The sequence below is a fragment of the Curtobacterium sp. PhB25 genome (assembly GCF_004365375.1).
GTDB lineage: Bacteria > Actinomycetota > Actinomycetes > Actinomycetales > Microbacteriaceae > Curtobacterium.
In genome coordinates, this window is record NZ_SODR01000002.1 from 1 (window position 1) to 23,454 (window position 23,454).

General features: G+C 68.9%; 24 protein-coding genes. 19 read left to right on the forward strand and 5 right to left on the reverse strand.

The features are described from left to right. The 5 genes from EDF51_RS04590 to EDF51_RS04610 form a co-directional block, all read left to right on the forward strand. On the forward strand, positions 1 to 1,317 hold a 1,317-nt coding region (locus tag EDF51_RS04590), incomplete at its 5' end, for a GH-E family nuclease (protein ID WP_208321818.1). Positions 1,318 to 1,326: 9 nt separating this feature from the next. Next, positions 1,327 to 2,097 (forward strand): ankyrin repeat domain-containing protein, encoded by a 771-nt coding sequence (locus EDF51_RS04595; protein ID WP_123939001.1) that lies wholly within the window; start codon positions 1,327 to 1,329, stop codon positions 2,095 to 2,097. After that, positions 2,094 to 2,642, forward strand: a complete 549-nt coding sequence (locus tag EDF51_RS04600) for a suppressor of fused domain protein (protein ID WP_123939000.1) — start codon at positions 2,094 to 2,096, stop codon at positions 2,640 to 2,642. Before EDF51_RS04595 ends, EDF51_RS04600 begins: the two co-directional genes overlap by 4 nt. A 160-nt stretch (positions 2,643 to 2,802) precedes the next feature. Further along, positions 2,803 to 3,168, forward strand: a complete 366-nt coding sequence (locus tag EDF51_RS04605; RefSeq protein ID WP_123938999.1) for an SMI1/KNR4 family protein — start codon at positions 2,803 to 2,805, stop codon at positions 3,166 to 3,168. 3 nt (positions 3,169 to 3,171) lie between these two features. Then, a complete protein-coding gene (locus EDF51_RS04610; protein ID WP_134194045.1) occupies positions 3,172 to 3,720 on the forward strand; it encodes an RNA 2'-phosphotransferase in 549 nt (182 codons plus the stop codon). A 15-nt stretch (positions 3,721 to 3,735) separates the two neighbouring features. On the opposite strand, the gene rmuC is transcribed toward EDF51_RS04610, so the two are convergent. Continuing rightward, positions 3,736 to 4,998 carry a DNA recombination protein RmuC gene (gene rmuC / locus EDF51_RS04615; protein WP_132099566.1) on the reverse strand — a complete coding sequence of 421 codons (1,263 nt, stop codon included), beginning with the start codon at positions 4,996 to 4,998 and terminating at the stop codon, positions 3,736 to 3,738. Between the two features lie 189 nt (positions 4,999 to 5,187). Between rmuC and iolC the strand changes: the two genes are divergently transcribed. From iolC to EDF51_RS04670, 11 genes are all read left to right on the forward strand, one after another. Continuing rightward, entirely contained in the window at positions 5,188 to 6,219 is a 1,032-nt protein-coding gene (gene iolC, locus EDF51_RS04620) for a 5-dehydro-2-deoxygluconokinase (protein ID WP_134194047.1), read from the forward strand. Further along, complete coding sequence (locus EDF51_RS04625) at positions 6,212 to 7,168, forward strand: deoxyribose-phosphate aldolase (RefSeq protein ID WP_200849152.1); 957 nt, start codon at positions 6,212 to 6,214, stop codon at positions 7,166 to 7,168. The genes iolC and EDF51_RS04625 overlap by 8 nt, the downstream gene beginning before the upstream one ends. Further along, positions 7,165 to 8,676, forward strand: coding sequence for a CoA-acylating methylmalonate-semialdehyde dehydrogenase (locus EDF51_RS04630; RefSeq protein WP_200849151.1), 1,512 nt, complete (start codon positions 7,165 to 7,167; stop codon positions 8,674 to 8,676). The genes EDF51_RS04625 and EDF51_RS04630 overlap by 4 nt, the downstream gene beginning before the upstream one ends. 8 nt (positions 8,677 to 8,684) lie before the next feature. Next, entirely contained in the window at positions 8,685 to 9,617 is a 933-nt protein-coding gene (gene iolB / locus EDF51_RS04635; RefSeq protein ID WP_131878256.1) for a 5-deoxy-glucuronate isomerase, read from the forward strand. A gap of 17 nt (positions 9,618 to 9,634) precedes the next feature. Next, entirely contained in the window at positions 9,635 to 11,542 is a 1,908-nt protein-coding gene (gene iolD / locus EDF51_RS04640; protein WP_208321824.1) for a 3D-(3,5/4)-trihydroxycyclohexane-1,2-dione acylhydrolase (decyclizing), read from the forward strand. Between the two features lie 50 nt (positions 11,543 to 11,592). Further along, positions 11,593 to 12,519: a sugar phosphate isomerase/epimerase gene (locus tag EDF51_RS04645; RefSeq protein WP_131878260.1), complete on the forward strand. Its 927-nt coding sequence runs from the start codon at positions 11,593 to 11,595 to the stop codon at positions 12,517 to 12,519. Between the two features lie 50 nt (positions 12,520 to 12,569). After that, a complete protein-coding gene (locus EDF51_RS04650) occupies positions 12,570 to 13,601 on the forward strand; it encodes a Gfo/Idh/MocA family oxidoreductase (RefSeq protein ID WP_131878262.1) in 1,032 nt (343 codons plus the stop codon). Between the two features lie 3 nt (positions 13,602 to 13,604). Then, positions 13,605 to 14,474 carry a sugar phosphate isomerase/epimerase family protein gene (locus tag EDF51_RS04655; RefSeq protein ID WP_134194051.1) on the forward strand — a complete coding sequence of 290 codons (870 nt, stop codon included), beginning with the start codon at positions 13,605 to 13,607 and terminating at the stop codon, positions 14,472 to 14,474. After that, positions 14,471 to 15,583, forward strand: coding sequence for a transaldolase family protein (locus EDF51_RS04660; RefSeq protein WP_123340670.1), 1,113 nt, complete (start codon positions 14,471 to 14,473; stop codon positions 15,581 to 15,583). The genes EDF51_RS04655 and EDF51_RS04660 overlap by 4 nt, the downstream gene beginning before the upstream one ends. A gap of 146 nt (positions 15,584 to 15,729) precedes the next feature. Next, positions 15,730 to 16,923 (forward strand): Gfo/Idh/MocA family oxidoreductase, encoded by a 1,194-nt coding sequence (locus EDF51_RS04665; RefSeq protein WP_131878264.1) that lies wholly within the window; start codon positions 15,730 to 15,732, stop codon positions 16,921 to 16,923. Positions 16,924 to 17,046: 123 nt separating this feature from the next. Continuing rightward, positions 17,047 to 17,454 (forward strand): tautomerase family protein, encoded by a 408-nt coding sequence (locus tag EDF51_RS04670; RefSeq protein ID WP_131878266.1) that lies wholly within the window; start codon positions 17,047 to 17,049, stop codon positions 17,452 to 17,454. A 167-nt stretch (positions 17,455 to 17,621) separates the two neighbouring features. On the opposite strand, the gene EDF51_RS04675 is transcribed toward EDF51_RS04670, so the two are convergent. The 4 genes from EDF51_RS04675 to EDF51_RS04690 form a co-directional block, all read right to left on the reverse strand. Then, a complete protein-coding gene (locus tag EDF51_RS04675; RefSeq protein ID WP_123294141.1) occupies positions 17,622 to 18,380 on the reverse strand; it encodes a GntR family transcriptional regulator in 759 nt (252 codons plus the stop codon). Between the two features lie 95 nt (positions 18,381 to 18,475). Further along, the gene (locus EDF51_RS04680) at positions 18,476 to 18,934 is read right to left on the reverse strand and encodes an SRPBCC family protein (protein WP_131878268.1); all 459 of its coding nucleotides are present in this window, start codon (positions 18,932 to 18,934) and stop codon (positions 18,476 to 18,478) included. Positions 18,935 to 19,017: 83 nt separating this feature from the next. Next, complete coding sequence (locus EDF51_RS04685; RefSeq protein WP_123294211.1) at positions 19,018 to 19,656, reverse strand: exonuclease domain-containing protein; 639 nt, start codon at positions 19,654 to 19,656, stop codon at positions 19,018 to 19,020. A gap of 64 nt (positions 19,657 to 19,720) precedes the next feature. After that, complete coding sequence (locus EDF51_RS04690) at positions 19,721 to 20,185, reverse strand: hypothetical protein (protein ID WP_132099571.1); 465 nt, start codon at positions 20,183 to 20,185, stop codon at positions 19,721 to 19,723. A gap of 91 nt (positions 20,186 to 20,276) precedes the next feature. Between EDF51_RS04690 and EDF51_RS04695 the strand changes: the two genes are divergently transcribed. From EDF51_RS04695 to EDF51_RS04705, 3 genes are all read left to right on the forward strand, one after another. Beyond that, entirely contained in the window at positions 20,277 to 20,834 is a 558-nt protein-coding gene (locus EDF51_RS04695; RefSeq protein WP_132099572.1) for a hypothetical protein, read from the forward strand. 74 nt (positions 20,835 to 20,908) lie between these two features. Next, positions 20,909 to 21,982 carry a redox-regulated ATPase YchF gene (gene ychF, locus EDF51_RS04700; RefSeq protein WP_132099573.1) on the forward strand — a complete coding sequence of 358 codons (1,074 nt, stop codon included), beginning with the start codon at positions 20,909 to 20,911 and terminating at the stop codon, positions 21,980 to 21,982. 63 nt (positions 21,983 to 22,045) lie between these two features. Next, positions 22,046 to 23,452 (forward strand): hypothetical protein, encoded by a 1,407-nt coding sequence (locus EDF51_RS04705; protein ID WP_165918730.1) that lies wholly within the window; start codon positions 22,046 to 22,048, stop codon positions 23,450 to 23,452. Positions 23,453 to 23,454: the final 2 nt, after the last annotated feature.

Consider the following 23,454-nt stretch of genomic DNA (forward strand, 5'->3'; position numbering starts at 1 on the left):
ACCGACTGGGAGGGTGAAGCGGCCGATGTGTTCATCGACGCGATCGAGGACACCCCGTCGGACCTGACCAAGCTCGTCGACTCGTACGAACTCGCTGCGACGGCGTTGTCGGGGTGGGCGGACACGGTCGATGACACCCAGTACCGGGCTGATGGTGCGCTCGCGGACGCGAAGGACGCGTCCGGGGACCTCGCCGCGGCGCAGGACCGGCTCTCCGATGCGCAGTCGAACCTGTCGCACTACCAGTCGGCGTCGAAGGACCTGTCGAAGGTCGCGGACGAGTACCCGGCCGGGTCCGACGTGCCCGACGGGGTGGACGTGCCGTCGCCGGCGCAGTTGCGGGCGGCGTCCGACAACGCTTCCGTCGCGCAGGGGTCCGTGTCGTCCGCGCAGGGCGACATCGCGGCGGCGCAGTCCCGGATCGACGCAGCGAAGCGGCTCGTGGCGGATGCGAAGGGTGACTGGCAGGACGCGGAGCAGCGGACCGCGACGAAGATCGGTGAAGCGGCTGACGCGGGGCTGGGGAAGCAGTCCACGTGGGACAAGATCTTCGGGTCCGAGGCATGGGAGACCATCGTCTCCATCGCGAAGGTCGTCGTCGCGGTCGGCGGGATCATCGCGATGATCATCCCGGGGCCGTGGACGTTGATCATCGCGGCGATCGCGCTCGTGGTGTTGGCGGACACGTTGTACAAGATGAGCAAGGGCGAAGCCGACGGGTGGGACCTCGCGTTCTCCCTGCTCGACTGCGTCCCGTTGGCCAGCGGTCTGGGACGAACCGCGGCGATCGCGCGGGTAGCTGGCAAGCTCGCAAGCGCTCCGAAGGTGGTCGCCGCCTCGACGAAGGCTGTCGAGACAGGCACGAAGATCAGGAGAACGCTGCGGGACGTCTCCCCAGAACTAGCCGCGCGTGTGCGCGCCAACCCAGCCGTCCGGAGCAGAGTTCAGCTGCGGAAAGACACCAAGTTGGCGATCATCCGGGACGCAGAGCGGACCCCCGACGGTGACATCCTTTCCGGTACCGGTACCGGTACCGTCATCCCGATCAAACGGACGCCGGAGGGGCACCCTGTGCTGCATCATCCGAAGACGGGTCGTCCGTCTGACACCGGCATGACTGTGCCGGAGGCCGGAGCGGTGCATTACGGGCACCGCCCTGGCCACGAGTGGAGCGAGACCCGCATTCACGCCACGGAGAATGGATGGAGTCGACGGCGCGTCATCGAACACGAGAACGATCCGAAGAAGTTCCGACTCGAGGATCCTGACGAGAACATGTCACATGCGCACGAGGCCGGACGCGGAAGCGCTGGATAGAATCAACCGATGAGCACTGCAACCGACAGTTCTGCTTTCTGGGACGCGATCACGGCCGACGATCCGAGGGCGATCGCGAGGACAGCAGCTGAAGGTTTCGAAGCGTCGGCAGCGTCACGAGTGAACCCGGATGCCATCACGCCGCTCCACTTCGCCGCTCAGAACGGTGCGGTGCAAGCGATGCGAGCGCTCTTGGACCTCGGGGTGGAGGTAGACGCGCGGGATCGATGGGGGTCGACGGCTCTCCAGCTCGCAGTAGCCAACTCGGGTGACGGCGGAATCGATCCGGTGACCCTCTTGCTCGCTGCCGGAGCCGATCCCTGCTCCGTCAACGACCTTGGCGCGACCCCGCTGAGCTACGCTCGAATCTTTGCGGACGCGCCCGCCGGGATCATCACCGCGCTGCACGGAGACCGGGCGGTCGATGACGACGAGGGGGATGGATCAGTCGTGTTTGAGGCCGCTGCGCGCGGGTCACTCGCCGATATTCAAGCGGCAGTTCGAGGCGATCCGGCCGTGCTCAACTCGACGGTAGATGGGGAGACCCCGCTTCGTCTCCTCGTCCGACGTGCTCTTCCTGTGCGACCAAATCGACCAAACCCGCACCCGCTCGCTGTGGGCGACGCGGTGTCGGGTGCAAATGCGATGTTGAGAGCCGGAGCCAAAGCCCGCAAAGTTGGTGCAGACGGCTTCACCGCTCAAGGGTTCGCGCGAGCATTCCTGGCGCCGAAGCCCCTGATCAAGACCCTTGACGCAGCGGCCAAGAAGGAGCGTGCATGACCCTGCCACGTGTTGTGCAAGACGTAGGATGGATTGCCTCATTCCTCGGAGCCGACGTCGGTACTGCGCAGCAGGTAGGCGAGGTCGATGGAATCGACCTTCTGGCGATCTCCGGCCCCAAGGAACCGTTCGTCGTGGTGATGTCCGCGGGACTGGCTGAGCGTCCGATCGCAAGCATGTTTCCCCAAGAACTCCTCGTGACAGTGCAAGCTGACCACTGGGAGGGCGCGCTCATTCTGCTGCAGACAGCATTGGAAGTCGCCCTTGAACGCGGGCGCGGGTTCACCTACGGGGATCTGGTCGGGAACAGCGAACCGCTTCTCATCGGAACGCGCATCTCGGGCTTGATCGCCGATGTGAACCCGTGGCTCCCGGCCGAGTCAGCGACCCGTCGTGATGGCCGTGAAGTGCAGACCACGTTCGTCTCGATGCTCCCGCTGACGGACGAAGAGCTCGAGACGCTCACGCGCACACCAGAGGCTGAGCGCGATTCGGCGCTCGGGAAACTCGATGATCAAGATCTCTTGAACCTCAAGCGGCGATGAACCTCGGAAGCCGAAGCGGCTGAGGTTCGGATAAGTCGCAAGGCACGAATTGGTCGAAAGCGAATCCAGCTGGGTCTCACGACCTCCCGAAGCTCACCGGAGCACCACAGTGAGGGAACGTCGACTAACAACCGTCGAGGAACGGCAAGTCGAGGCGCGCTTGATCGCACCCGAGGGATTCCAGTACCCCGAGCGCTTCCAACGTGCCCTTGCACAAGACCCGCTTCCCGCCATCGATCCCTTCATGTGGACGTCTGAGTACGAGAGCCAGACAAAGAACTGGGCTGACATCGTTGCGGAGCAGTATCCGACCCGTTCCCTCGTGCCCTTCGCGAAGCACCAGGACACGGACGACGTGTTCTGTTTCGACGGTGGCGACCGTTCGGGCAACCCTCCTGTCCTGATCATCCACACGTTCGCTTCGCCCCGGACGGAGTACCGGGGTCAGTGGACGTCGTTCGACGTCTGGTGGGAGGAAATGGAGGAGCACCGAGCAGTGTGGCTCGCGGAGCAGGAAGAGGACTGAGGCATGCCCCGAAAGGACACGTCGATCAGCGAGGCGATGTCGCACGCGTTGCGGCACGAACCGGGTGCGTACGGGCTGGAGCTCGGCGCCGACGGGAGCGTCCCGCTCGCAGATCTCGCCGGAGCCTTGGCGCGGTCGGGCGTGGACGCAACGGTGGAGGACTTGCGCCGCATCGTCGCCGAGTCTGACAAGCAGCGCTTCGCGGTGGAGGGCGACCGGATCCGCGCACAGTACGGCCACTCGACCGACGAGCGCATCGTGAAGCCAATGATCGTGCCGCGACCGGTGCTCTGGCACGCGACTTCTGCCGCGGCGGCTGAGTCGATCCTGCGCGATGGTCTCTTGCCCATGGGGCGCCAGTACGCGCATCTGACGACTGATCGAGAGCTGGCGATGCAAGCGGGTCGACGCAAGTCTCCCGCTCCCGTCCTGCTGCGGGTCGATGCGGATCGCGCGCACCGGGAAGGCGTCGAGTTCTCGGAAGGCCACGACCGCGTCACGCTGGCGTTGGTCATCCCGCCGCGCTACATCACCGCAGCTGACGAGGCCTGATCCACGGGGTGACGGTCAGTCCTCGTCGACCGCCCCCACCAGCTCCGGCGCCGTGAGCAACCGCGGCTCGTCCTCGATCGACGCCGGGTCGGCGATCACCTTCGACTCGTCGAGCAGCGACAACCGCCGTGCACTCGGCAGCACCTGCCGCTCGAGCGACCCCACGAACCGGTTGTAGTCGACGACGGAGCCCCGAATGGAACGCCCGAGCTTGTCGACGTGCCCCGCCATCGTGGACAGTCGGCCGTAGAGTTCGCGCGAGACCCGGAAGAGCTCGTGCGCCTCTTGCGAGACGACGTCCTGCTGCCACGAGAACGCCACGGTCTTCAGCACGGACCACAGGGTCACGGGCGAGGCGAGCGCGATGCGCTTGCGGAAGGCGTGGTCGAGCAGCCCGGGGTCGGCGGCGAGGGCGCTCGAGATGAGTGACTCGGACGGGATGAAGGCGACAGTGAGCTCGGGGGAGGCGTCGTACCCGGTCCAGTACTCGCGCGCGGCAAGGGCGTCGACGTGCGCGCGGAGCGCCTTGACGTGCTGCCCGATGAGCGCGTCGCGCCGAGCCCCCTCGGCACCGGTGGCGGTCGCCGGGATCTCGACGGCCTGCAGGTACGCACTGAACGGCACCTTGGCGTCGACTGCGATGGTCTTGCCCCCGGGCAGGTGCACGACCATGTCGGGGCGGGCGGTGCCGGCCGAGGTGGTGACCGAGGACTGCACGTCGAAGTCGACCCGTTCGAGCAACCCGGCCGCCTCGACCACGTTGCGCAGCTGCGTCTCGCCCCACACGCCGCGGGTGCTGTTCGACGACAGGGCGCTGGCCAGGGTGTCGGCCGTGGCGCGCAGGCGTTCCTCGGACTCGGCGGCCGACCGGAGCTGGGCGGACAGGGCGCCGTACTGCTCGCTGCGGGACTGCTCGAGCTCGGCGATCTTCGTGCGCATGACGTCGAGGGTCTGAGCGACGGGGCTGAGGGCGGAGAGCACCTTCGACTCGTTCTGGTTCCGGGCCGAGTCCGCGCCGTGCATGCGCTGCACGAGGTGCTCGAGCTCGGCCGAGCGCCGTTCGAGAGAGTCGACCTGTCGGCGGTACTGGGCGTCCTGCGCGTCGAGGCGTTCCTCGGCGTCGCGGCGGACCTCGTCGAGCCGTGTGCGGAGTGCCTCGGCGCTCGCGCGCGACGCGGCGGCGTCGACGCCGGCGCGCGACCGCGCGAGCGACCAGGCGACGACCGCACCGACGGCGATGCCGATCACGAGACCGATGACCAGGGCGAGGATCTGCATGTCGTGACCTTGGCAGGACCCACCGACACCGGGCCTCCCGGCACACCGACGCCGGGCGTCCCGGCACACCGACGCGGCCACGCGCCCGGCGGGACCAGCCCCGAAAACCATGTCATGACATTAGGGCAAACACGGTGTACAGTCGTGAACGTCCGCCGATGAAGCCGCACGGAAGGTCCACCACGTCGCATGACGAACCCCGCTCCCCACGCCTACGACGTGATCACGATGGGACGCGTCAGCGTCGACATCTACCCGCAGCAGACCGGCCCAATCGAAGACGTCACGACGTTCTCGAAGTCCGTCGGCGGCAGCGCGACCAACGTCGCCATCGCCGCAGCGCGCCACGGTGCCGACGCCGCGGTCATCACCCGCACCGGCAACGACCCCTTCGGCCGGTACATCGCCCGCACCCTGCCGGAGTTCGGCGTCGCGAACGCCTTCGTCGAGACGGTCGAGGGGCTGAACACCCCCGTCGCGTTCTGCGAGATCTTCCCGCCGGACGACTTCCCGCTGTACTTCTACCGTGCCCCGAAGGCGCCGGACCTGATGATCACGGCGAAGTCGCTGCCGCTGCACGAGATCGAGCGGGCGAAGATCTTCTGGACCACGGTGACCGGCCTGAGCGAAGAGCCGAGTCGGCAGGCACACCACGTCGCGTACGAAGCGCGCACAGCCGCGCAGAACAGCACGAAGAACCACACCGTCTTGGACCTGGACTACCGCTCGATGTTCTGGTCGAGCCCCGAGGCCGCGACGCGCGAGGTCGCCGTCGCCCTCGAACACGCCACGGTCGCCGTCGGCAACCGCGAGGAGTGCGAGGTCGCCGTCGGTGAGACCGATCCGGTCCGTGCCGCCGACGCCCTGCTCGAGCGCGGCGTCGAGATCGCCATCGTCAAGCAGGGCCCCAAGGGCGTGCTGGCGAAGACCCGCGACGAGTTCGTCGAGTTCCGCCCGCACCACATCGAGGTCGTCAACGGGCTCGGTTCGGGCGACGGCTTCGGCGGCGCGCTGACCCACGGCCTGCTGCAGGGCTGGGGTCTCGAGCGGATCCTCGCCTTCTGCAACGCCGCCGGCGCCATCGTCGCGACCCGGTTCGAGTGCTCGACGGCGATGCCCACGAGCGACGAGATCGAGTCGTTCATCGCCAGCAACCCCGCCGACGGCACCAACCACACGAGCACGGGTGCGACCAACACCGAGGAGAAGACCCATGCCTGAGATCAGCCCCGCTGACTTCCAGCGCCTCCGGGACATCCGCGCCGGACAGCCCGAACTGGTGCGGTCCGTGCTCGACGCTCGGCACAAGCGCTCCCTGCTCGCCGACGACGGAAAGCTCTTCATCGTCGCCGCCGACCACCCGGCACGCGGCGCCCTGGCGGTCCGGAACGACGAGTCCGCCATGGCCGACCGCTACGACCTGCTCGAGCGGCTCGTCACGGCGCTCGGTCGCCCCGGGGTCGACGGGGTGCTCGGGACGCCCGACATCCTCGAGGACCTGGCACTGCTCGGCGCCCTCGACGGCAAGGTCGTCGTCGGGTCGATGAACCGCGGCGGGCTGCGCGGCGCGACGTTCGAGATGGACGATCGCTACACCGCGTACTCGGCGCAGGCCATCAAGGACTCCGGGCTCGACTTCGCCAAGCTCCTGGTGCGCATCGCGCTCGAGGACGCGGGCACGGCCCCGACGCTCGAGGCCACGGCGCGCGCCGTCAGCGAGGCCGCCGCACTCCAGCTGCCGATCATGCTCGAGCCGTTCATGTCCGCGTGGCAGGACGGCCGGGTCGTGAACGACCTGACCGCCGACGCCGTCATCACCTCGATGGCGATCGCCGCGGGCCTGGGGGAGTCCAGCGCCTACAGCTGGCTCAAGATCCCGGTCGTCGACGACATGGAGCGGGTGATGGCGGCGACGACGCTGCCGACGCTCCTGCTCGGTGGCGACCCGTCGAGCAAGCCGCTCGAGACGTACGCCAAGTGGGCCGATGCCCTGGCCCTGCCCGGCGTGCGCGGCCTGGTCGTCGGCCGGACCCTGCTCTACCCGCCGGACGGCGACGTCGCCACCGCGGTCGACGTGGCCGCCGGCCTCGTCCACACCGGGAGCGCCGGCACCGCGAACGCCGGCACCACGCACGAACAAGCCACCACACTCGAAGGAAGCAACGCATGACCACCACGGAGACCGCCACCACCACCGTCGGCCACTGGATCGGCGGCAAGCACGTCGAGTCCGCGTCGGGCAACAGCGCCCCCGTGTACGACCCGGCCCTGGGCGTCGCGACGAAGCAGGTCGCCCTGGCGAACGAGGACGAGATCCAGACCGCCATCGCGAGCGCCAAGGCGGCGTTCCCGGCGTGGAGCAACCTGTCGCTCACCAAGCGCCAGCAGATCCTGTTCTCGTTCCGCGAGATCCTGAACCGCGACAAGGGCGAGCTCGCCGAGATCATCACGAGCGAGCACGGCAAGGTCATCGACGACGCGCTGGGTGAGATCGCTCGTGGGCAGGAGGTCGTGGAGCTCGCGACGAACATCCCGAGCCTGCTCAAGGGCGAGTTCTCCGACCAGGTCTCGACCGGCATCGACGTGTACTCGATCCGGCAGCCGCTCGGCGTCGTGGGCATCATCAGCCCCTTCAACTTCCCGGCGATGGTGCCGCTGTGGTTCCTGCCGATCGCGATCGCCGCGGGCAACACCGTCGTGCTGAAGCCGTCCGAGAAGGACCCGAGCGCCGCCATCTGGCTCGCTGAGAAGTTCTCCGAGGCCGGTCTCCCCGACGGTGTCTTCAACGTCCTCAACGGCGACAAGCTGAGCGTCGACGGCCTGCTCACGAGCCCCGACGTCGAGTCGATCTCGTTCGTCGGTTCGACGCCGATCGCGCAGTACGTCTACGAGACCGGCACGAAGCACGGCAAGCGCGTGCAGGCCCTGGGCGGCGCGAAGAACCACATGCTGGTGCTGCCGGACGCCGACCTCGACCTGGTCGCGGACAACGCCATCAACGCGGGCTTCGGCTCCGCCGGTGAGCGCTGCATGGCGATCTCGGTCGTCGTCGCCGTCGAGCCGGTGGCCGACGAGCTCATCCAGAAGATCAAGGACCGCGCGGCCACCCTGCGCATCGGCGACGGTCGTCGCGGATGCGACATGGGCCCGCTCGTCACGAAGCAGCACCGTGACAAGGTCGCCTCGTACATCGAGGTCGCAGAGCAGGACGGTGCGGTGGTTGTGGTGGACGGCCGCACCGTCCGACCCGACGGCGACGAGAACGGCTTCTGGCTGGGCCCGACGCTGATCGACCAGGTCCCCACCACGAGCCGCGTCTACACCGAGGAGATCTTCGGCCCGGTGCTGAGCGTCGTCCGCGTCGCCACGTACGAAGAGGGCCTCGAGCTCATCAACAGCGGTGCGTACGGCAACGGGACCGCCATCTTCACCAACGACGGCGGCGCTGCCCGTCGATTCCAGCGCGACGTGCAGGTCGGCATGATCGGCATCAACGTCCCGATCCCCGTGCCGGTCGCGTACTTCTCGTTCGGCGGCTGGAAGAACTCGCTGTTCGGTGACCACAAGGCGTACGGCGCCGACGGCGTGAGCTTCTTCACCCGCCAGAAGGCGATCACGAGCCGCTGGCTCGACCCGTCGCACGGCGGCATCAACCTCGGCTTCCCGTCGAACAACTGAGCCGCAGCATGGCGAACGAACAGCACGAGCACGACCAGTGGTTCATCCCGAAGGGGAGCCGGCCGGAGGCCGGCTGGACCGACGTCGTCGACGGCCGCATCGCAGGATGGGCGCACACCGGGCTCCGGACCGGCACCCTGACGGACGGTGACCCGACCGGCGCGCGCGAGTTGCGCCTCCCGGCCGACGCCGTGGAGCGCATCGTCGTGCCGCTCGCCGGGTCGTTCCACGTGACCTACGCGGGCGCCGCCGGGGACGGCGAGCAGACCCTGCAGGGGCGCGCGAACGTCTTCGAGGGCCCCACCGACGTCCTGTACCTCGGGTCCGGCACCGCAGCGACGATCACCGGCGCGGGCCGGTTCGCGGTCGCCGAGGCGCCCACCGACACCGTCAAGGCGACCACGTACGTGGCCCGGCAGGACGTGCCGGTGGAGCTCCGCGGTGCCGGGCAGTCCAGCCGCCAGGTGCACAACTTCGGCACCCCGGCGGCCCTCGACGCGGACAAGTTCATCGTGTGCGAGGTGATCACGCCGGCCGGCAACTGGTCGTCGTACCCGCCGCACAAGCACGACACGAACGTGCCGGGCGAGGAGTCGAACCTCGAGGAGATCTACTACTACGAGTCCGCGGTCGCACGCGGCCTCTCCGCTCCGGCCACCGCCGACCCGTTCGCACTGCACCGCACGTACGCATCGGACGACCGTCCGATCGACGAGTTCCGCGAAGTGCGCACCGGCGACGTCGCGCTGGTGCCGCACGGTTGGCACGGTCCCGCCGTCGCCGCCCCCGGCTACGACATGTACTACCTCAACGTGATGGCCGGGCCCGACCCGGAGCGCGTCTGGAACATCACCGACGACCCGGCCCACGGCTGGGTCCGCCAGGCCTGGGCGAGCGAGCAGCTCGACCCGCGCCTGCCCTACGAAAGGAAGCACGCGTGACCACCAACACGCGCCGGATGACCGTCGGCCAGGCACTCGTCGAGTTCCTGGCCAACCAGTGGACCGTCGACGGCGACGTCCGCGAACGCACCATCCCGGGGATCTTCGGCATCTTCGGGCACGGCAACGTCGCCGGCGTCGGACAGGCCATCAAGCAGCTCCACGTCGAACAGCCCGGCCTGCTGCCGTACCACCAGGCGCGCAACGAGCAGGCGATGGTGCACGAGGCCGTCGGCTTCGCCCGCATGCACCGCCGCCGTGCGACCTTCGCCGCGACGGCGTCGGTCGGCCCGGGCGCCGCGAACATGCTCACCGCCGCTGCGCTCGCGACGACGAACCGCCTGCCCGCTCTGCTGCTGCCGTCGGACACGTTCGCGACGCGGACCACCGACCCGGTGCTCCAGCAGATCGAGCTGCAGCACGACACCTCGATCCAGGTGACGGACGCGTTCCGTCCGCTGTCGCGCTACTTCGACCGCGTCGAGCGCCCCGAGCAGCTGTTCTCGATCGCCCTCGCCGCGATGCGCGTGCTCACCGACCCGGCCGAGACCGGTGCCGTGACCATCGCCCTGCCCGAGGACGTGCAGGCCGAGGAGTTCGACGTCCCCGTCGCGTTCCTGCAGCCGCGCGAGTGGCACATCCGTCGTCCGCTGCCCGAGCACGGGCCGCTGGCGCGTGCGGTCGCCGCGATCCGGGGCGCGCAGCGCCCGGTGATCGTCGCGGGCGGCGGCGTGCTGTACTCCGGCGCGGAGCACGAGCTCGCGGCCTTCGTCGAGGCCACCGGCATCCCGGTCGGTACCTCGCAGGCCGGCGGCGGCTCGCTCGTCTGGGACCACCCGCAGTACCTCGGTGGCATCGGCGCGACCGGCACGGCCGCCGCGAACGCGGTCGCCGCGCAGGCGGACGTCGTGATCGGGATCGGCACGCGCTACAGCGACTTCACGACCGCCTCGCGGACCGCGTTCCAGAACCCGGACGTCACGTTCGTGAACGTCAACGTGGCCGCGTTCGACGCGTACAAGCACGGTTCGCAGCTGCCGCTGATCGCGGATGCCCGGGAGGCCCTGGTCGCGTTGACCGCGGCGCTCGCGTCGTCCGGGTCGTCACCCGCAGAGCCCGCGTTCGTCGTCGACGCCGCCTACGCTGCGGAGATCGCGTCGCTGAAGGCGGCGTGGGACGCAGCCGTCGACGGCGCGTTCGCGCCGTCCGGCGCCGACCTGCCCGGTCAGCCGGAGATCATCGGCGCCGTGCAGTCGGTGTCCGACCCGCGCGACGTCGTCATCCAGGCGGCCGGATCGCTGCCCGGCGACCTGCACAAGCTCTGGCGCGTGCAGGACGCCCTCGGTTACCACGTCGAGTACGCGTTCTCGTGCATGGGCTACGAGATCGCCGGCGGCATCGGCGTCCGTCGTGGCGCCCCGGACCGCGACGCGATCGTCATGGTCGGCGACGGCAGCTACCTCATGCTGCACACCGAGCTCGTCACCGCCGTGGCCGAGGGCATCAAGATCATCGTCGTGCTCATCCAGAACCACGGGTACGCGTCGATCGGGCACCTGTCCGAGACCGTCGGGTCCGAGCGCTACGGCACGAAGTACCGCTACCTGGACGAGACGCAGTCGTTCGACAACGGCGACCCGCTGCCGGTCGACCTCGCGGCGAACGCGCGGTCGTACGGCGTCGACGTGATCGAGGTCCAGCCCGGCCCGGACAGCATCGAGGACCTCAAGGCCGCGGTGCGCCAGGCGAAGGCGAACGACCACACCACCCTCGTGCACATCAACTCGGACCCGCTGGTCTACGCCCCCGAGGGCGACGGCTGGTGGGACGTGCCGGTGGCGCAGACCTCGACGCTGTCGAGCACGCAGACCGCCCGCGCCGAGTACGAGCAGCAGGTCGCCGCACAGCGCCCGCTGCTCGGCTGAGCACCACCGTCCACCACAGGCACCACACCCAGAAAGCAGACGACGACGTCATGACCGACACCGCCACCGCCACCGACGCCATCCGGATCGGCACCGCTCCCGACTCGTGGGGCGTCTGGTTCCCCGACGACCCCAACCAGGTGCCGTGGAAGCGCTTCCTCGACGAAGCGGCCGCCGCCGGGTACGAGTGGATCGAGCTCGGACCGTACGGCTACCTGCCGACCGACCCGTCGCAGCTGTCGGACGAGCTCGAGTCGCGCGGGCTGAAGCTGTCCGCCGGAACGGTGTTCACCGGGTTCCACAAGGGTGAGGACCAGTTCCAGCGTGCCTGGGACCAGGCCGTGGCGGTCGCGGGTCTGGCAGCGAAGCTCGGCGCCCAGCACCTCGTGACGATCCCGGACCTGTGGCGCTCGGACGCCACCGAGGAGGTCCTCGAGTCGCGCACCCTGACCGACGAGCAGTGGGACCGCCTCGGCAAGGGCCACGACCAGCTCGGCAAGGCGCTGCTCGAGGAGTACGGCGTCCACCAGCAGTTCCACACCCACGCGGACAGCCACGTCGGCACCTACAAGGAGACCGTGCGGTTCCTGTCGGAGACTGATCCGGCGTACACGAACCTCTGCCTCGACACCGGCCACTTCGCGTACTACGGCGGCGACAACCTCAAGCTCATCGCCGCGCACCCGGAGCGCATCGGGTACCTGCACCTCAAGCAGGTGGACACCGACCTGCTCTTCGACGTGCTGAAGAACGACGTCCCGTTCGCCACCGCCGTGTCGCAGGGGATCATGACCGAGCCGCCGCACGGCACCCCGGAGCTCGCCCCGATCATCGAGGCCGTCGCGAAGATCAACCCGGACGTCTTCGGCATCGTCGAGCAGGACATGTACGGCTGCTCGGTCGATGCCCCCGGCCCGATCGCCGAGCGCACCTTCCAGCACATCTTCGGTTCCACGTCCGCCGCCCGCGTGTCCTGACCGGCCCCGGCAGCCGTCCACGCAGCGTCATCTACCCCAGGAGCACCGCCATGAGCACCACTGACAACCTCCGCGTCGCCGTCGTCGGCGCGGGCGCCATGGGCAGCGACCACATCCGTCGCATCACCTCGACCATCGCCGGCGCCGACGTCGTCGCCATCGTCGACCCCGACTCCGGCCGTGCGACCGCCGCCGCGGCGAAGGCGCCCGGAGCGATCACCGCGGCATCGTTCGAGGAGGCGCTCGACGCCACCCCGATCGACGCCGTCATCGTCGCGACGCCCGGCTTCCTGCACGAGCCGGTCCTGGTGCCGGCGATCGAGCGCGGTCTCGCCGTCCTGTGCGAGAAGCCACTCACGACCTCGGCCGAGGACTCGTTGCGGATCGTCGAGCTCGAGCAGGCGACGTCCGACCGTCCGAAGATCCAGGTCGGCTTCATGCGCCGCTTCGACAAGGGCTACCAGGAGCTGCGCGCGCTGCGCGAGTCCGGGGCCAACGGCGCCCTGCTCGCGCTGCACCACGCGCACCGCAACCCGACCACGCCGCCGAACTTCAGCGAGTCGATGCTCATCCACGACTCGGTGATCCACGAGATCGACATCATCCCGTTCATCACGGGCGAGGCGATCACGAGCGTCGAGGTCAAGAAGCCCCGGAAGAACTCGCTCGCCCCGGCCGACCTGCCCGAGCCGCAGTTCGTGCTGTTCACCACCGAGTCCGGCACCATGGCGATCGTCGAGATCAACGTGAACGCCCAGTTCGGCTACCAGGTCACGACCGACGCGGTGTTCGAGTCCGGTGTCGCGTACATCGGTCGCGAGACCTCGCTCAACCTCGTGTCGCAGGGCGTCTCCGGCCAGGGCGTCACCCCGTCGTTCGTCGAGCGCTTCGGTGCTGCCTACGACGAAGAGGTGCAGCGTTGGGTCGACGCCGCGCGCACCGGTGGCATCGACGGTCCGAGCGCCTGGGACGGCTACACGGCGTCGGTCGTCGCCGAGGTCGCCGTGCGTGCGCAGCAGTCCGGTGCGCACGAGCCGATCACGTACGCCACCGCGAAGCCCGCGTTCTACGAGACGGCCTGATCGATGCCGAAGATCGCACTCGACCCCACGCCGTACCACCACGACCTGTCGCTGCTGGAGTTCCCGCAGAAGGTGGCCGACCTCGGCTACGAGTACCTGCAGCTCACCCCGCACAAGGACTTCATCCCGTTCTACCGGCACCCCACGGCCGACGACGACCTCGTCGACGCGTTCGCCGCGGCGTGCACGACGGCCGGGGTCCAGGTCGCGTCGGTCCTGCCCGTCCTGCGCTGGGCCGGCCCGGACAAGGAGGCCCGCGAGGCCGCCGTCAAGAAGTGGAAGCGGGTCATCGAGATCACGAAGCGCCTGGGCGTGGACACGATCAACACGGAGTTCTCCGGCCGACCCGAACGCGCTGAGGAGTCCGAGGACCAGTTCCACTGGGCGATGGAGGAGCTCCTGCCGGTCATCGAGGACTCCGGCATCCGGGTCCTCATCGACCCGCACCCCGACGACTTCGTCGAGGACGGGCTCGAGGCACTCCGGGTGATCCGCGGGCTGAACTCGAAGAGCATCGGCTTCGTCTACGTCGCCTGCCACACGTTCCACTACGGCGGCAACATGGACGAGATCATCGACGCCGCGGGCGACTCGCTGCAGCTCGTGCACGTCGCCGACGCCTACGGCCACCACCGGTCGCACGGCCTGCGCTACATCACCAACCCGCCCGGCAACCCGGTCCGCGTGCACCAGCACCTGCCGGTCGGCCAGGCGGACGTCGACTTCGACGCCTTCTGGGCCGCCCTCGACCGGGTCGGCTTCACGGCGCGCGAGGACACCGTCGCGGTGTCGAGCGTCTTCGCCGAGGACGAGAACGCCGACGAGGTCTCGCGCTTCCAGCTCGACACGATCAAGAAGGGACTCACACGATGACCGACACCCTCTCGTCACCGGCGACCACCGACGCCGACGTCCGACCCGTCACGCTGCAGGCCGCGTCGCAGACCGTGACCGCCCTGTGGAACGACTCCGCCGACCCGCGCGAACTGTCCACCGCGATCCACGAGTACGGCGCCGTCGGGGCGACCTGCAACCCGGTGATCGCGTACACCTGCATCAAGCAGGACCCGGAGACCTGGGTGCCGCGCATCCGCGAGATCGCCGCGGAGCACCCGACCGCGGGGGAGTCCTGGATCGGTTGGAAGGCCGTCGAGGAGCTCTCCATCGCGGCGGCCGAGCAGCTGCTGCCCGCGTTCGAGGCGTCCGGCGGCCGCAACGGTCGCCTGTCGATGCAGACCGACCCGCGGTTCCACCGCGACGCCGACGCCCTGGTCGAGCAGGCCGTGCGGTTCTCGCAGCTCGCCCCGAACATCATCGTGAAGATCCCCGCCACCAAGGTCGGCATCGCCGCGATCGAGGAGGCCGCCTACCGCGGGGTCTCGATCAACGCGACGGTGTCGTTCACGGTGCCGCAGGTCGTCGCCGTCGGTGAGGCCATCGAGCGTGCGCTCGACCGTCGTGCCGCCGACGGGCTGCCCGACCAGGAGTTCGGCCACGTCGTCACGCTGATGGCCGGCCGGTTCGACGACTGGCTGAAGACCGTCGTCAAGCGGGACCACGTCATGGTCGACCCCGGCATCCTCGAGTGGGCCGGCGTCGCCGCGGTGAAGAACGCCTACCGGGTGTTCCAGGAGCGTGGCTTTCGGTCGCGCGTGCTCGTCGCCGCCTTCCGGAACGCCTTGCAGTGGTCGGAGTTCCAGGGCGGGGACCTCGTCGTCTCGCCGCCGTTCCAGTGGACGAAGGACATCAACGCGAACGCGTTCCCGTTCCGTCCGGACGCCATCCACGACGAGGTGCCGGCCGACGTCATCGCGGCTCTGCGCGCTGCGACGCCCGAGTTCGCGCGCGGGTACGACGTCGACGGCATGACGATCGACGAGTTCGACCGGTTCGGCGCCACGGTGACGACGCTGCGCCAGTTCCTCGACGCCGACGCGCAGCTCGACGCCCTGGTGCGGGACATCATCTTCCCGCCGAACTGAGCCGAGCCACTTCGTGAGCAGAAGACGTCGGGTCGCCCCAGGTGACCCGACGTCTTCTGCTCACGGTCTTTGTACTGACAAACCACGAGCGATCCCGTACGATGGTTGGCGCGCTCCAATCGGCGCCCACGAACGAAGGAGTTCCCATGGACAGCATCGGTGTCGGCCTCATCTCGGTCGGCTGGATGGGGCGGCTGCACTCCCGCGCCTACCGCGCCCTGCCGGACCACTTCCCGGAGCTCGGCGTGCAGCCCCGGCTCGTCGTCGCCGCGGACCCGATCGAGGCCGCACGTGACCAGGCCGTCACCCGCCTGGGCTACGAGCGGGCGGTCGCCGACTACCACGAGGTCCTCGCCGACCCGGCCGTCGACGTCGTGTCGATCTGCTCGCCGAACTTCCTGCACCGCGAGATGGCGGTCGCCGCTGCCGAGGCCGGCAAGCCGTTCTGGATCGAGAAGCCGATGGGCCGCTACGCCAGCGACTCGCGGCAGATCCACGAGGCCGTCCAGCGCGCGGGCGTCATCACGAGCGTCGGGTTCAACTACCGGCACGCCCCCGCGATCGAGCGGTCGCGCGAACTCGTCCGCAGCGGCCGCCTCGGTCGGATCACGAACGTGCGCGGGTCGCTGCTCGCCGACTACTCGTCCGACCCCGCGGCGCCGCTGACCTGGCGCTTCGAGCGTGAGCGTGCCGGTTCGGGTGTGCTCGGTGACCTGCTGTCGCACGGCCTCGACCTGGCGCAGTACGTCGTCGGTCGGATCGCCAGTGTGAGCGCGCTCGCCGAGACCTTCATCCAGGAGCGCCCGAAGCCAGCCGCGGGCATCGTCGACCGGAGCGCCGCCGCCACCGGCGACCTCGGCCGCGTCGAGAACGAGGACTACGCAGCCCTGCTCTTCCGCTTCGAGGACGGCGCCGTCGGCACCATGGACTCGAGCCGTGTCATGCGGGGGCCGCACGCCGAGTACACGCTCGAGATCTACGGCACCAGGGGTTCGGTGCGGTGGGACTTCCAGCGTCTCAACGAGCTCGAGGTGTACCTCGACGGGCAGGAGGTGGACGGCTACGCCACGCACTACGTCGCCTCGGGAGACGGCGAGTTCGCGCGCTTCCAGCCCGGCGCCGGCACGGCCATGGGCTACGACGACCTGAAGACGATCGAGGCCGCTCAGTTCATCGCGAGTGTCCGTCGCGGGGAGCAGCTCGCCCCGTCGGTCGCTGACGGGCTGGCTGCTGCGTCCATCGTCGAGGCGGCGGAGGCGTCCCTCGCCGACGGCGCGTGGCACGACGTCGCGCGCGTCGACGGACCGCTCACCTACGCGGCGGCGACCCCCGTGCTCTAGACGGTCGCGGACGACGGACGGGAGGCGCGGTGCCCAGCTGGCACCGCGCCTCCCGTCTCTCTGTTCTTGACTGTCAATCCATGTTAGTTTGTCAGGACATAGTCCCGAACTGCAGGAGGCAACATGCCGCTCGTCCGTATCGACCTCGCCACCGGCCGCACGCCGCAGGCGGTGCGCGCCATCGCCGACGCGATCCACCAGGCGATCGTCGACGTGTACGCGATCCCCGTGCGCGACCGGTTCCAGGTGATCACCGAGCACCCGGCGCAGCAGATCATCGCCGAGGACGCCGGCCTGGGGTTCGAGCGCACCGATGGCGTCGTCGTGATCCAGGTCTTCACGCAGCGCGGGCGCACCGACGAGGCGAAGACGACGCTGTACGCGGCCATCCACGACGTCCTGGCCGCGATCGGTGTCGCGTCCGAGGACGTCTTCATCGGCTACGTCGAGAACGGCCCGCAGGACTGGTCGTTCGGCTTCGGCCGTGCCCAGTACGTGACCGGCGAGCTCGGCGTGCCCGCGCTCGCCTGAGCGGGGGTCCGTCCGTCTGCCGGTCCTGCGCCCGCTTGCTCCGTCTGCCGGTCCCGAGGTTCCGAAATCTCGGCATCTCGAGGCGTCCAGCGGCCATCCGTGGAACCTCGGCGTCAAGCGTGCGGCAGTTCGTGGAACCTGGACGTCACGCGGTCAGCGCGAACTGCCTACTTGTCGACGAGGGTGACCTCGAACGAGTAGCGGTCGGGGCGGTAGCAGTGCACGCCGTACTCGACCGCGCGGCCCGAGGCGTCGTACGCGGTGCGGCTCATGGTGAGCACGGGGTCGCCGTCCTCGATCTCGAGCAGACCGGCCTCTTCGTCGGTCACTGCGCGGGCACCGATCCGCTGCTTCGCCACCCGCATCGTCACACCGCGACCGCGGAGCAGCTGGTAGAGCCCGTGGTCCTGCAGGTCCTGGTCGGTGATCTCGAGGAACTCCGGCGGCAGGTAGTTCTCGAGGATCGCCATCGGGACGTCCTCGGCGAACCGCACGCGGCGGATGTGCGCCACGATCGTGCCGGGCTCGATGCTGAGGGCTGCGGCGACCTCGTCCGAGGCAGGGACGTCGTTGCGCTCGAGGAGCTTCGTCGCCGGTGCCTGTGACCCCTGGGCCAGGTCGTCGTACAGGCTCGTGAGCTCGACCTTGCGGGTCACCGGGCCGTGCACGACCTGTGTGCCGATGCCGCGGCGGCGGACGAGCAGGCCCTTGTCGACGAGGTCCTGGATCGCCCGGCGGATCGTCGGGCGGGACAGCCCGAGGCGCTCGCCGAGCGCGATCTCGTTCTCGAGACGGGCGCCGGGAGGCATCACACCGGAGCGGATCGACTCCTCGATGCGCGAGGCCACCTGGAAGTAGAGGGGCATGGGACCCGACCGGTCCAGGTCCATGAACAGGTCGGACGGCAGCTGGCCTTCGTTGGTCATCGCGGTCCTTCGGGGAATTGCGGGTTCGGCAGCGATGCCGAGGGATTGTCGTGACAATACCACCGGGTACCCTGCTCCCCGGTGTGCCACTCCCGTCAGTGCTCGACCGCGGCCTTCAGCTTGGCGAGGCCCTTCTCGAAGTCGCCGCCGAGGAACTTGTCCATGTTGACGAACACCCCCATCACGCGCGACATCAGGTTCTGCGGGCTCGTCATCGACCAGACGACCCGCGTGCCGTCGGTCGCTTCGTGCAACCGGAACGCCACCGCGCTCGACGACTTGAACGGTGCGGTGAACTGCAGGTCGACGTCGACCTCGGTGGCATCGACCCGTGTGATCGCCATGGACCCGGCGCCGGCCTTGCGGTTGCCCTTCCAGGCGTACGTCGAGCCGACCGTCCCCGGTTGGCCGATGTACGTCCGCTGCAGCGCGGGATCCTGCCCCTCCCACGGCGACCACTCGACCCAGCGGTGCAGGTCTGCCAGGTACGGGGTGATGTCCGCGGCGCGAGCCGTGATGACGGTCTCGCGTTCGATCGTGGTGGGCGCAGCCATGCGCTGAGCGTAGTGCTGCTGTCGAGGCCGCGACAGGGACCTTCGGCTCGGCCGGCTCGGCCGGCTCGGCCAGCTCGGTCAGCTCAGTCGGCGAAGACCATCGGGCGGTTCGACAGCCGGGGCTGCGGCGTCGAGGCCTTGGGCTTCTCGGCTCGGGCCCGGACCGGGGCGATCGTCACACGGGTCGCTGCCCCCAGGGCCTCGACCGTGTCGGTGCCGTGGTGGCCGGCAGCGTGGATGACGATCGCGGCGCACGCCTCTGCATCGGCGGCGGCATCGTGGTGCTGGAAGCCCTCGAACCCGGCAGCCATCGCGGCGACCGGCAGTCGGTAGGAGTCGAGCGTGTAGGTCTTGCGGGCCACCGCGAGCGAGCACATCGAGTGGTGCTCGGCGAGGTCGATGCCCGTTGCCGAGCACCCACCGGCGATGACGCCCATGTCGAACCGGGCGTTGTGTGCGACCAGGACGTCACCCTCGGCGAAAGCCACGAGGTCGGGGTACTGCTGCTCCCACGTCTTCGCGCGGACGACGTCCTCGGCGACGATCCCGTGGATCCGGGTGTTCCACTCGAGGAACGCGTCGTGTCCGAACGGCGGGCGGATGAACCACGACGCCCGGTCGACGACCCGGCCCGCGCGGACCTTGACCAGTCCGACGGAGCACGCACTGGCGGGCGAGCTGTTCGCGGTCTCGAAGTCGATCGCGGTGAAGTTCAACGGCACGGTTCCGATCGTCGCACGGGGCGCCGACATCGCCGGAAGCCGCCTCGGCGTTGCGGCCGGACGCTCAGCGGCGGCGTGCCGACCGGGAACCGCTGCGCCGACGTCGCGCCGTTGCGCGCCAGGTCGCCGTCCGACGGGCTCGTTCGCGCTTCCAGTACGGCGCGAGCAGGGTCCCCACCATCTCGAACGCCACCGCGACGCCGTCCAGTCGCCAGCGCAGCGGCAGGCTCTCGACGTGTTCGGTGAGTCCGGCGGTCAGGTCGCCGGTGATGACCGGGAAGCCGGAGTCCCGGGGGAGGGGGATCCCGCGGAAGCGGTCCTCCTCGGCGTAGTCGATCGTGTCGTCCTCGGGGTCGTAGACGACCAGGACGTCCGCCTCGAGCTCGGCCATCGCGTCGTGCAGCTGCTCGAGCTCAGCGCGGGAGGCCTGCTCGAGGGCGGCGAGGGTCTCCGGTGCGAAGCGCTGCCGCAGCCCCGGTGCTCCCATGCCCACCGAGTGCACACCGCGCTCGTCGCGTTCGAACCACATCGACGTCCTCCTGTTCCGTCGCCCGGTCCGGACGACGGGGACCACGCTGCCAGAAGCCGTCGCGGTGCGTTCCGGGCGGTAGCGTGCCCGGATGGGGAACGACGGAGACGGTCGGCCGCTCGTGCTGGTGCTCGCCGGGGCGGGCTACGGACAACAGGCGCCGCTGCTGTGGTGGTCACAGGCCATCGCGTCGGCGGCCGGGTGCGAGGTCGTGGCTCCAGCCTGGACCATCGACGACGACGCCGGAGCCGACCCGGTGGCGTTCGTCGAGGCCGCGATCGGGGCTGCGCTGGGCGATCGCCTACCCGACCTGGTCATCGCGAAGTCGTTCGGGTGCTTCGCCCTGCCGTGGGCGATCCGGAACGACGTGCCCGGGGTCTGGCTCACGCCGGTCCTCACACACGACGACGTGGCCACGGCGCTCGCCGCCGCCACCGACGCGCACGACGCGATCGGGGGTGGAGACGACACCATGTGGCGGCCCGAGCGGGTCTCGGGGACTACTGCGCGCCTCCAGACCGTCGACCGTGCCGACCACTCGCTGCAGGTCGCCGGCGACTGGCGGCGCTCGCAGCGGCTGCAGGCCGACGTCTTCGACGTCGTCGAGCGCCGCGTCGCGGCCCTGGCCGCACACCAGACGGGCGGATAGCCTCCGCCGTTCTCAAGGACGGACTGGAGGCCCGGGTCGGCTCCGGCGGGCCGCCGCCGGTAGGCTCTTCTTCCGTGGCTCTCACCATCGGAATCGTCGGTCTCCCGAACGTCGGCAAGTCGACCCTGTTCAACGCCCTGACCAAGAACCAGGTCCTCGCCGCGAACTACCCGTTCGCGACGATCGAGCCGAACGTCGGGGTGGTGAACCTGCCCGACTCGCGGCTCGACCAGCTCGCCGAACTCTTCCACTCGGAGAAGACCGTGCCCGCGCCGGTGTCCTTCGTCGACATCGCCGGCATCGTCAAGGGTGCAAGCGAGGGTGAAGGGCTCGGCAACAAGTTCCTCGCCAACATCCGCGAGGCCGACGCCATCGCGCAGGTCGTCCGCGGCTTCACCGACGACGACGTCGTGCACGTCGCCAACAAGGTCTCCCCGAAGGACGACCTCGAGGTCATCAACACCGAGCTGATCCTCGCCGACATGGAGACGATCGACAGGGCGCTCCCGCGGTACGAGAAGACCGTGAAGCTGAAGCAGGCCGAGCCGATCGTGCTCGAGACCGCTCGCGAGGCCCGTGCCGCGCTCGAGCAGGGCACCCTGCTTTCGGCCACCAAGATCGACCTCGCACCGATCGCCGAGCTCGGACTGCTGTCGGCCAAGCCCTTCATCTTCGTGTTCAACGTCGACGAGGCGATCCTGACCGACGACGCCCGCAAGGCCGAGCTGGCCGCGCTCGTCGCCCCGGCCCAGGCCGTGTTCCTCGACGCCCAGGTCGAGTCAGAGCTCATCGACCTCGACCCGGCCGACGCTGCCGAACTGCTCGAGTCGACCGGCCAGACCGAATCCGGACTCGACCAGCTCGCACGGATCGGCTTCGACACACTCGGGCTGCAGACCTACCTGACGGCCGGTCCGAAGGAAGCCCGAGCGTGGACGATCGGCAAGGGGTGGAAGGCACCCCAGGCTGCCGGCGTCATCCACACCGACTTCGAGAAGGGCTTCATCAAGGCCGAGGTCATCTCGTTCGGTGACCTGGTCGAGACCGGCTCCATCGCCGAGGCCCGCGCTGCCGGCAAGGCCCGGATCGAGGGCAAGGACTACGTCATGCAGGACGGCGACGTGGTGGAGTTCCGCTTCAACAACTGACCTCAAGCTTGACTAGCGGTCGGTATGCTAAATTTCGATCAACGTTCCTTGGGGGGAAGATACGTGACCGCGAGCGTAGAGATCGATTACACGAACTGGGATTGGCTTCCCCGTGCGGCTTCGGAGTTCCAGGCGTACCTCGTTCGCCTGCTTGCTGAGCAGACGATAAAACCGCACGATGTGTCGGCACGGGCAAAGTCGATCGCCTCGTTCCAGCGGAAAGCTGCGAAGCCGTACGAGGATCCTGTCGGCGAGATCACGGACACCGTCGCAGTACGGGTCATCACGTTCTCGATCACCGATCGAGATCGGATTGCGGAGATCATCAAAGACCGCTTCGTCGTGAAGCCGGGCGAAGACCGCAACCCGGGTCTCGAGAAGAGCGAGCGTCGTCGCGGCTACGACTGCTGGCACATCGTCATCACGGGGGAGAAGCAGCCAGAGTCTGGCTGGCTGATCGAGCGGGGCGATCTGAGTCGGTACTTCAACACGTTCGGCGGTCTGGAAGTGCAGCTGCGAACGGTGGCTGCCCACGCCTGGGCGGAGTTCGAGCACGCTCGCCGCTACAAGGGACGTTCCTACGATGCCGTGACGGAACAGGATCGAGAGACCATCGATCAACTGTTCGGCGCGGCCTCCGATGCTCGGCGCGCCCTCGACGAAACCTTTGTTGCCATCGACAGGATTCTGGCGCATCCAACGTCCTCGGCTCCCCAACCGGAGCTCGACGAAGAGGTGAACCTCGACGAGGGCCGTGCAGAATCCGAGAACGCGCCACCTGGACCGGATGGTGTCTCCGACGCCGAGGTTGCTGATCTTCTTCATCGCCAATTCCCGGGCGACAAGGAGGCTTCCGAGAGCGGCATGCGTTTCGCCTGCGAGTTGCTATCCGCGGTGGGGTACACGAGCGTCCAAGCTCTCGAGGATGATCTGCTCTCGATCGACAGTGATCAGGTGCGCTCCCTGATGGACTACGAGGTGCCGGTCACCAGGGTGCGTCGGCTCGACGACGACCTCCTGTCGCTGCACGGAGAGAAGTACATCCGGCTCACCGCAGACCTTGGCAACGTCCGCTCTCGGGCGAAACAGCTCGAATGGCGCTTCGATCGGCTGCGCGGGAAGACGGGCTACTCCCGGTACTCGCTCGAGGGCTCGGATTGCCCTCCCGAGCTGCTCTCGAAACTCCTCCCTGGGGCAGCAGCGGTCCGGGCCGTGGTCGTAGCCGTGAGCCGGGTCGCGGGTCCCGGGGCGGCGGTCATGCCTGACATCGTCAGCCTTCGAGACGACCTGCCCAAGTGGACCCGTGCCAAGGCGGTCGATCTTGAGGACGGCGAGGTGCTCTACGTCGCCACGAACCTCAACAGGCAAGCGTCAGAGCGGATCATCTCGGACCTGTTGTCGTCCAACTCCGAGGTGGACCTGCGAGTCATCAAGGACGGACGCGCCCTGCTCAGTCCTTCGATTGCCTGACC

Excerpts from the sequence above, each read along its gene's own strand:
- EDF51_RS04665 (WP_131878264.1), top strand. The coding sequence starts at position 15,730 with ATGGACAGCATCGGTGTCGGCCTCATCTCGGTCGGCTGGATGGGGCGG.
- EDF51_RS04660 (WP_123340670.1), top strand. The coding sequence starts at position 14,471 with ATGACCGACACCCTCTCGTCACCGGCGACCACCGACGCCGACGTCCGA.
- EDF51_RS04680 (WP_131878268.1), bottom strand. The coding sequence starts at position 18,934 with ATGGCTGCGCCCACCACGATCGAACGCGAGACCGTCATCACGGCTCGC.
- EDF51_RS04695 (WP_132099572.1), top strand. The coding sequence starts at position 20,277 with ATGGGGAACGACGGAGACGGTCGGCCGCTCGTGCTGGTGCTCGCCGGG.
- EDF51_RS04600 (WP_123939000.1), top strand. The coding sequence starts at position 2,094 with ATGACCCTGCCACGTGTTGTGCAAGACGTAGGATGGATTGCCTCATTC.
- iolB (WP_131878256.1), top strand. The coding sequence starts at position 8,685 with ATGGCGAACGAACAGCACGAGCACGACCAGTGGTTCATCCCGAAGGGG.
- EDF51_RS04610 (WP_134194045.1), top strand. The coding sequence starts at position 3,172 with ATGCCCCGAAAGGACACGTCGATCAGCGAGGCGATGTCGCACGCGTTG.
- EDF51_RS04670 (WP_131878266.1), top strand. The coding sequence starts at position 17,047 with ATGCCGCTCGTCCGTATCGACCTCGCCACCGGCCGCACGCCGCAGGCG.
- EDF51_RS04630 (WP_200849151.1), top strand. The coding sequence starts at position 7,165 with ATGACCACCACGGAGACCGCCACCACCACCGTCGGCCACTGGATCGGC.
- EDF51_RS04690 (WP_132099571.1), bottom strand. The coding sequence starts at position 20,185 with ATGTGGTTCGAACGCGACGAGCGCGGTGTGCACTCGGTGGGCATGGGA.
- rmuC (WP_132099566.1), bottom strand. The coding sequence starts at position 4,998 with ATGCAGATCCTCGCCCTGGTCATCGGTCTCGTGATCGGCATCGCCGTC.
- EDF51_RS04650 (WP_131878262.1), top strand. The coding sequence starts at position 12,570 with ATGAGCACCACTGACAACCTCCGCGTCGCCGTCGTCGGCGCGGGCGCC.
- EDF51_RS04625 (WP_200849152.1), top strand. The coding sequence starts at position 6,212 with ATGCCTGAGATCAGCCCCGCTGACTTCCAGCGCCTCCGGGACATCCGC.
- EDF51_RS04655 (WP_134194051.1), top strand. The coding sequence starts at position 13,605 with ATGCCGAAGATCGCACTCGACCCCACGCCGTACCACCACGACCTGTCG.
- EDF51_RS04595 (WP_123939001.1), top strand. The coding sequence starts at position 1,327 with ATGAGCACTGCAACCGACAGTTCTGCTTTCTGGGACGCGATCACGGCC.
- EDF51_RS04675 (WP_123294141.1), bottom strand. The coding sequence starts at position 18,380 with ATGACCAACGAAGGCCAGCTGCCGTCCGACCTGTTCATGGACCTGGAC.
- EDF51_RS04645 (WP_131878260.1), top strand. The coding sequence starts at position 11,593 with ATGACCGACACCGCCACCGCCACCGACGCCATCCGGATCGGCACCGCT.
- iolD (WP_208321824.1), top strand. The coding sequence starts at position 9,635 with ATGACCGTCGGCCAGGCACTCGTCGAGTTCCTGGCCAACCAGTGGACC.
- iolC (WP_134194047.1), top strand. The coding sequence starts at position 5,188 with ATGACGAACCCCGCTCCCCACGCCTACGACGTGATCACGATGGGACGC.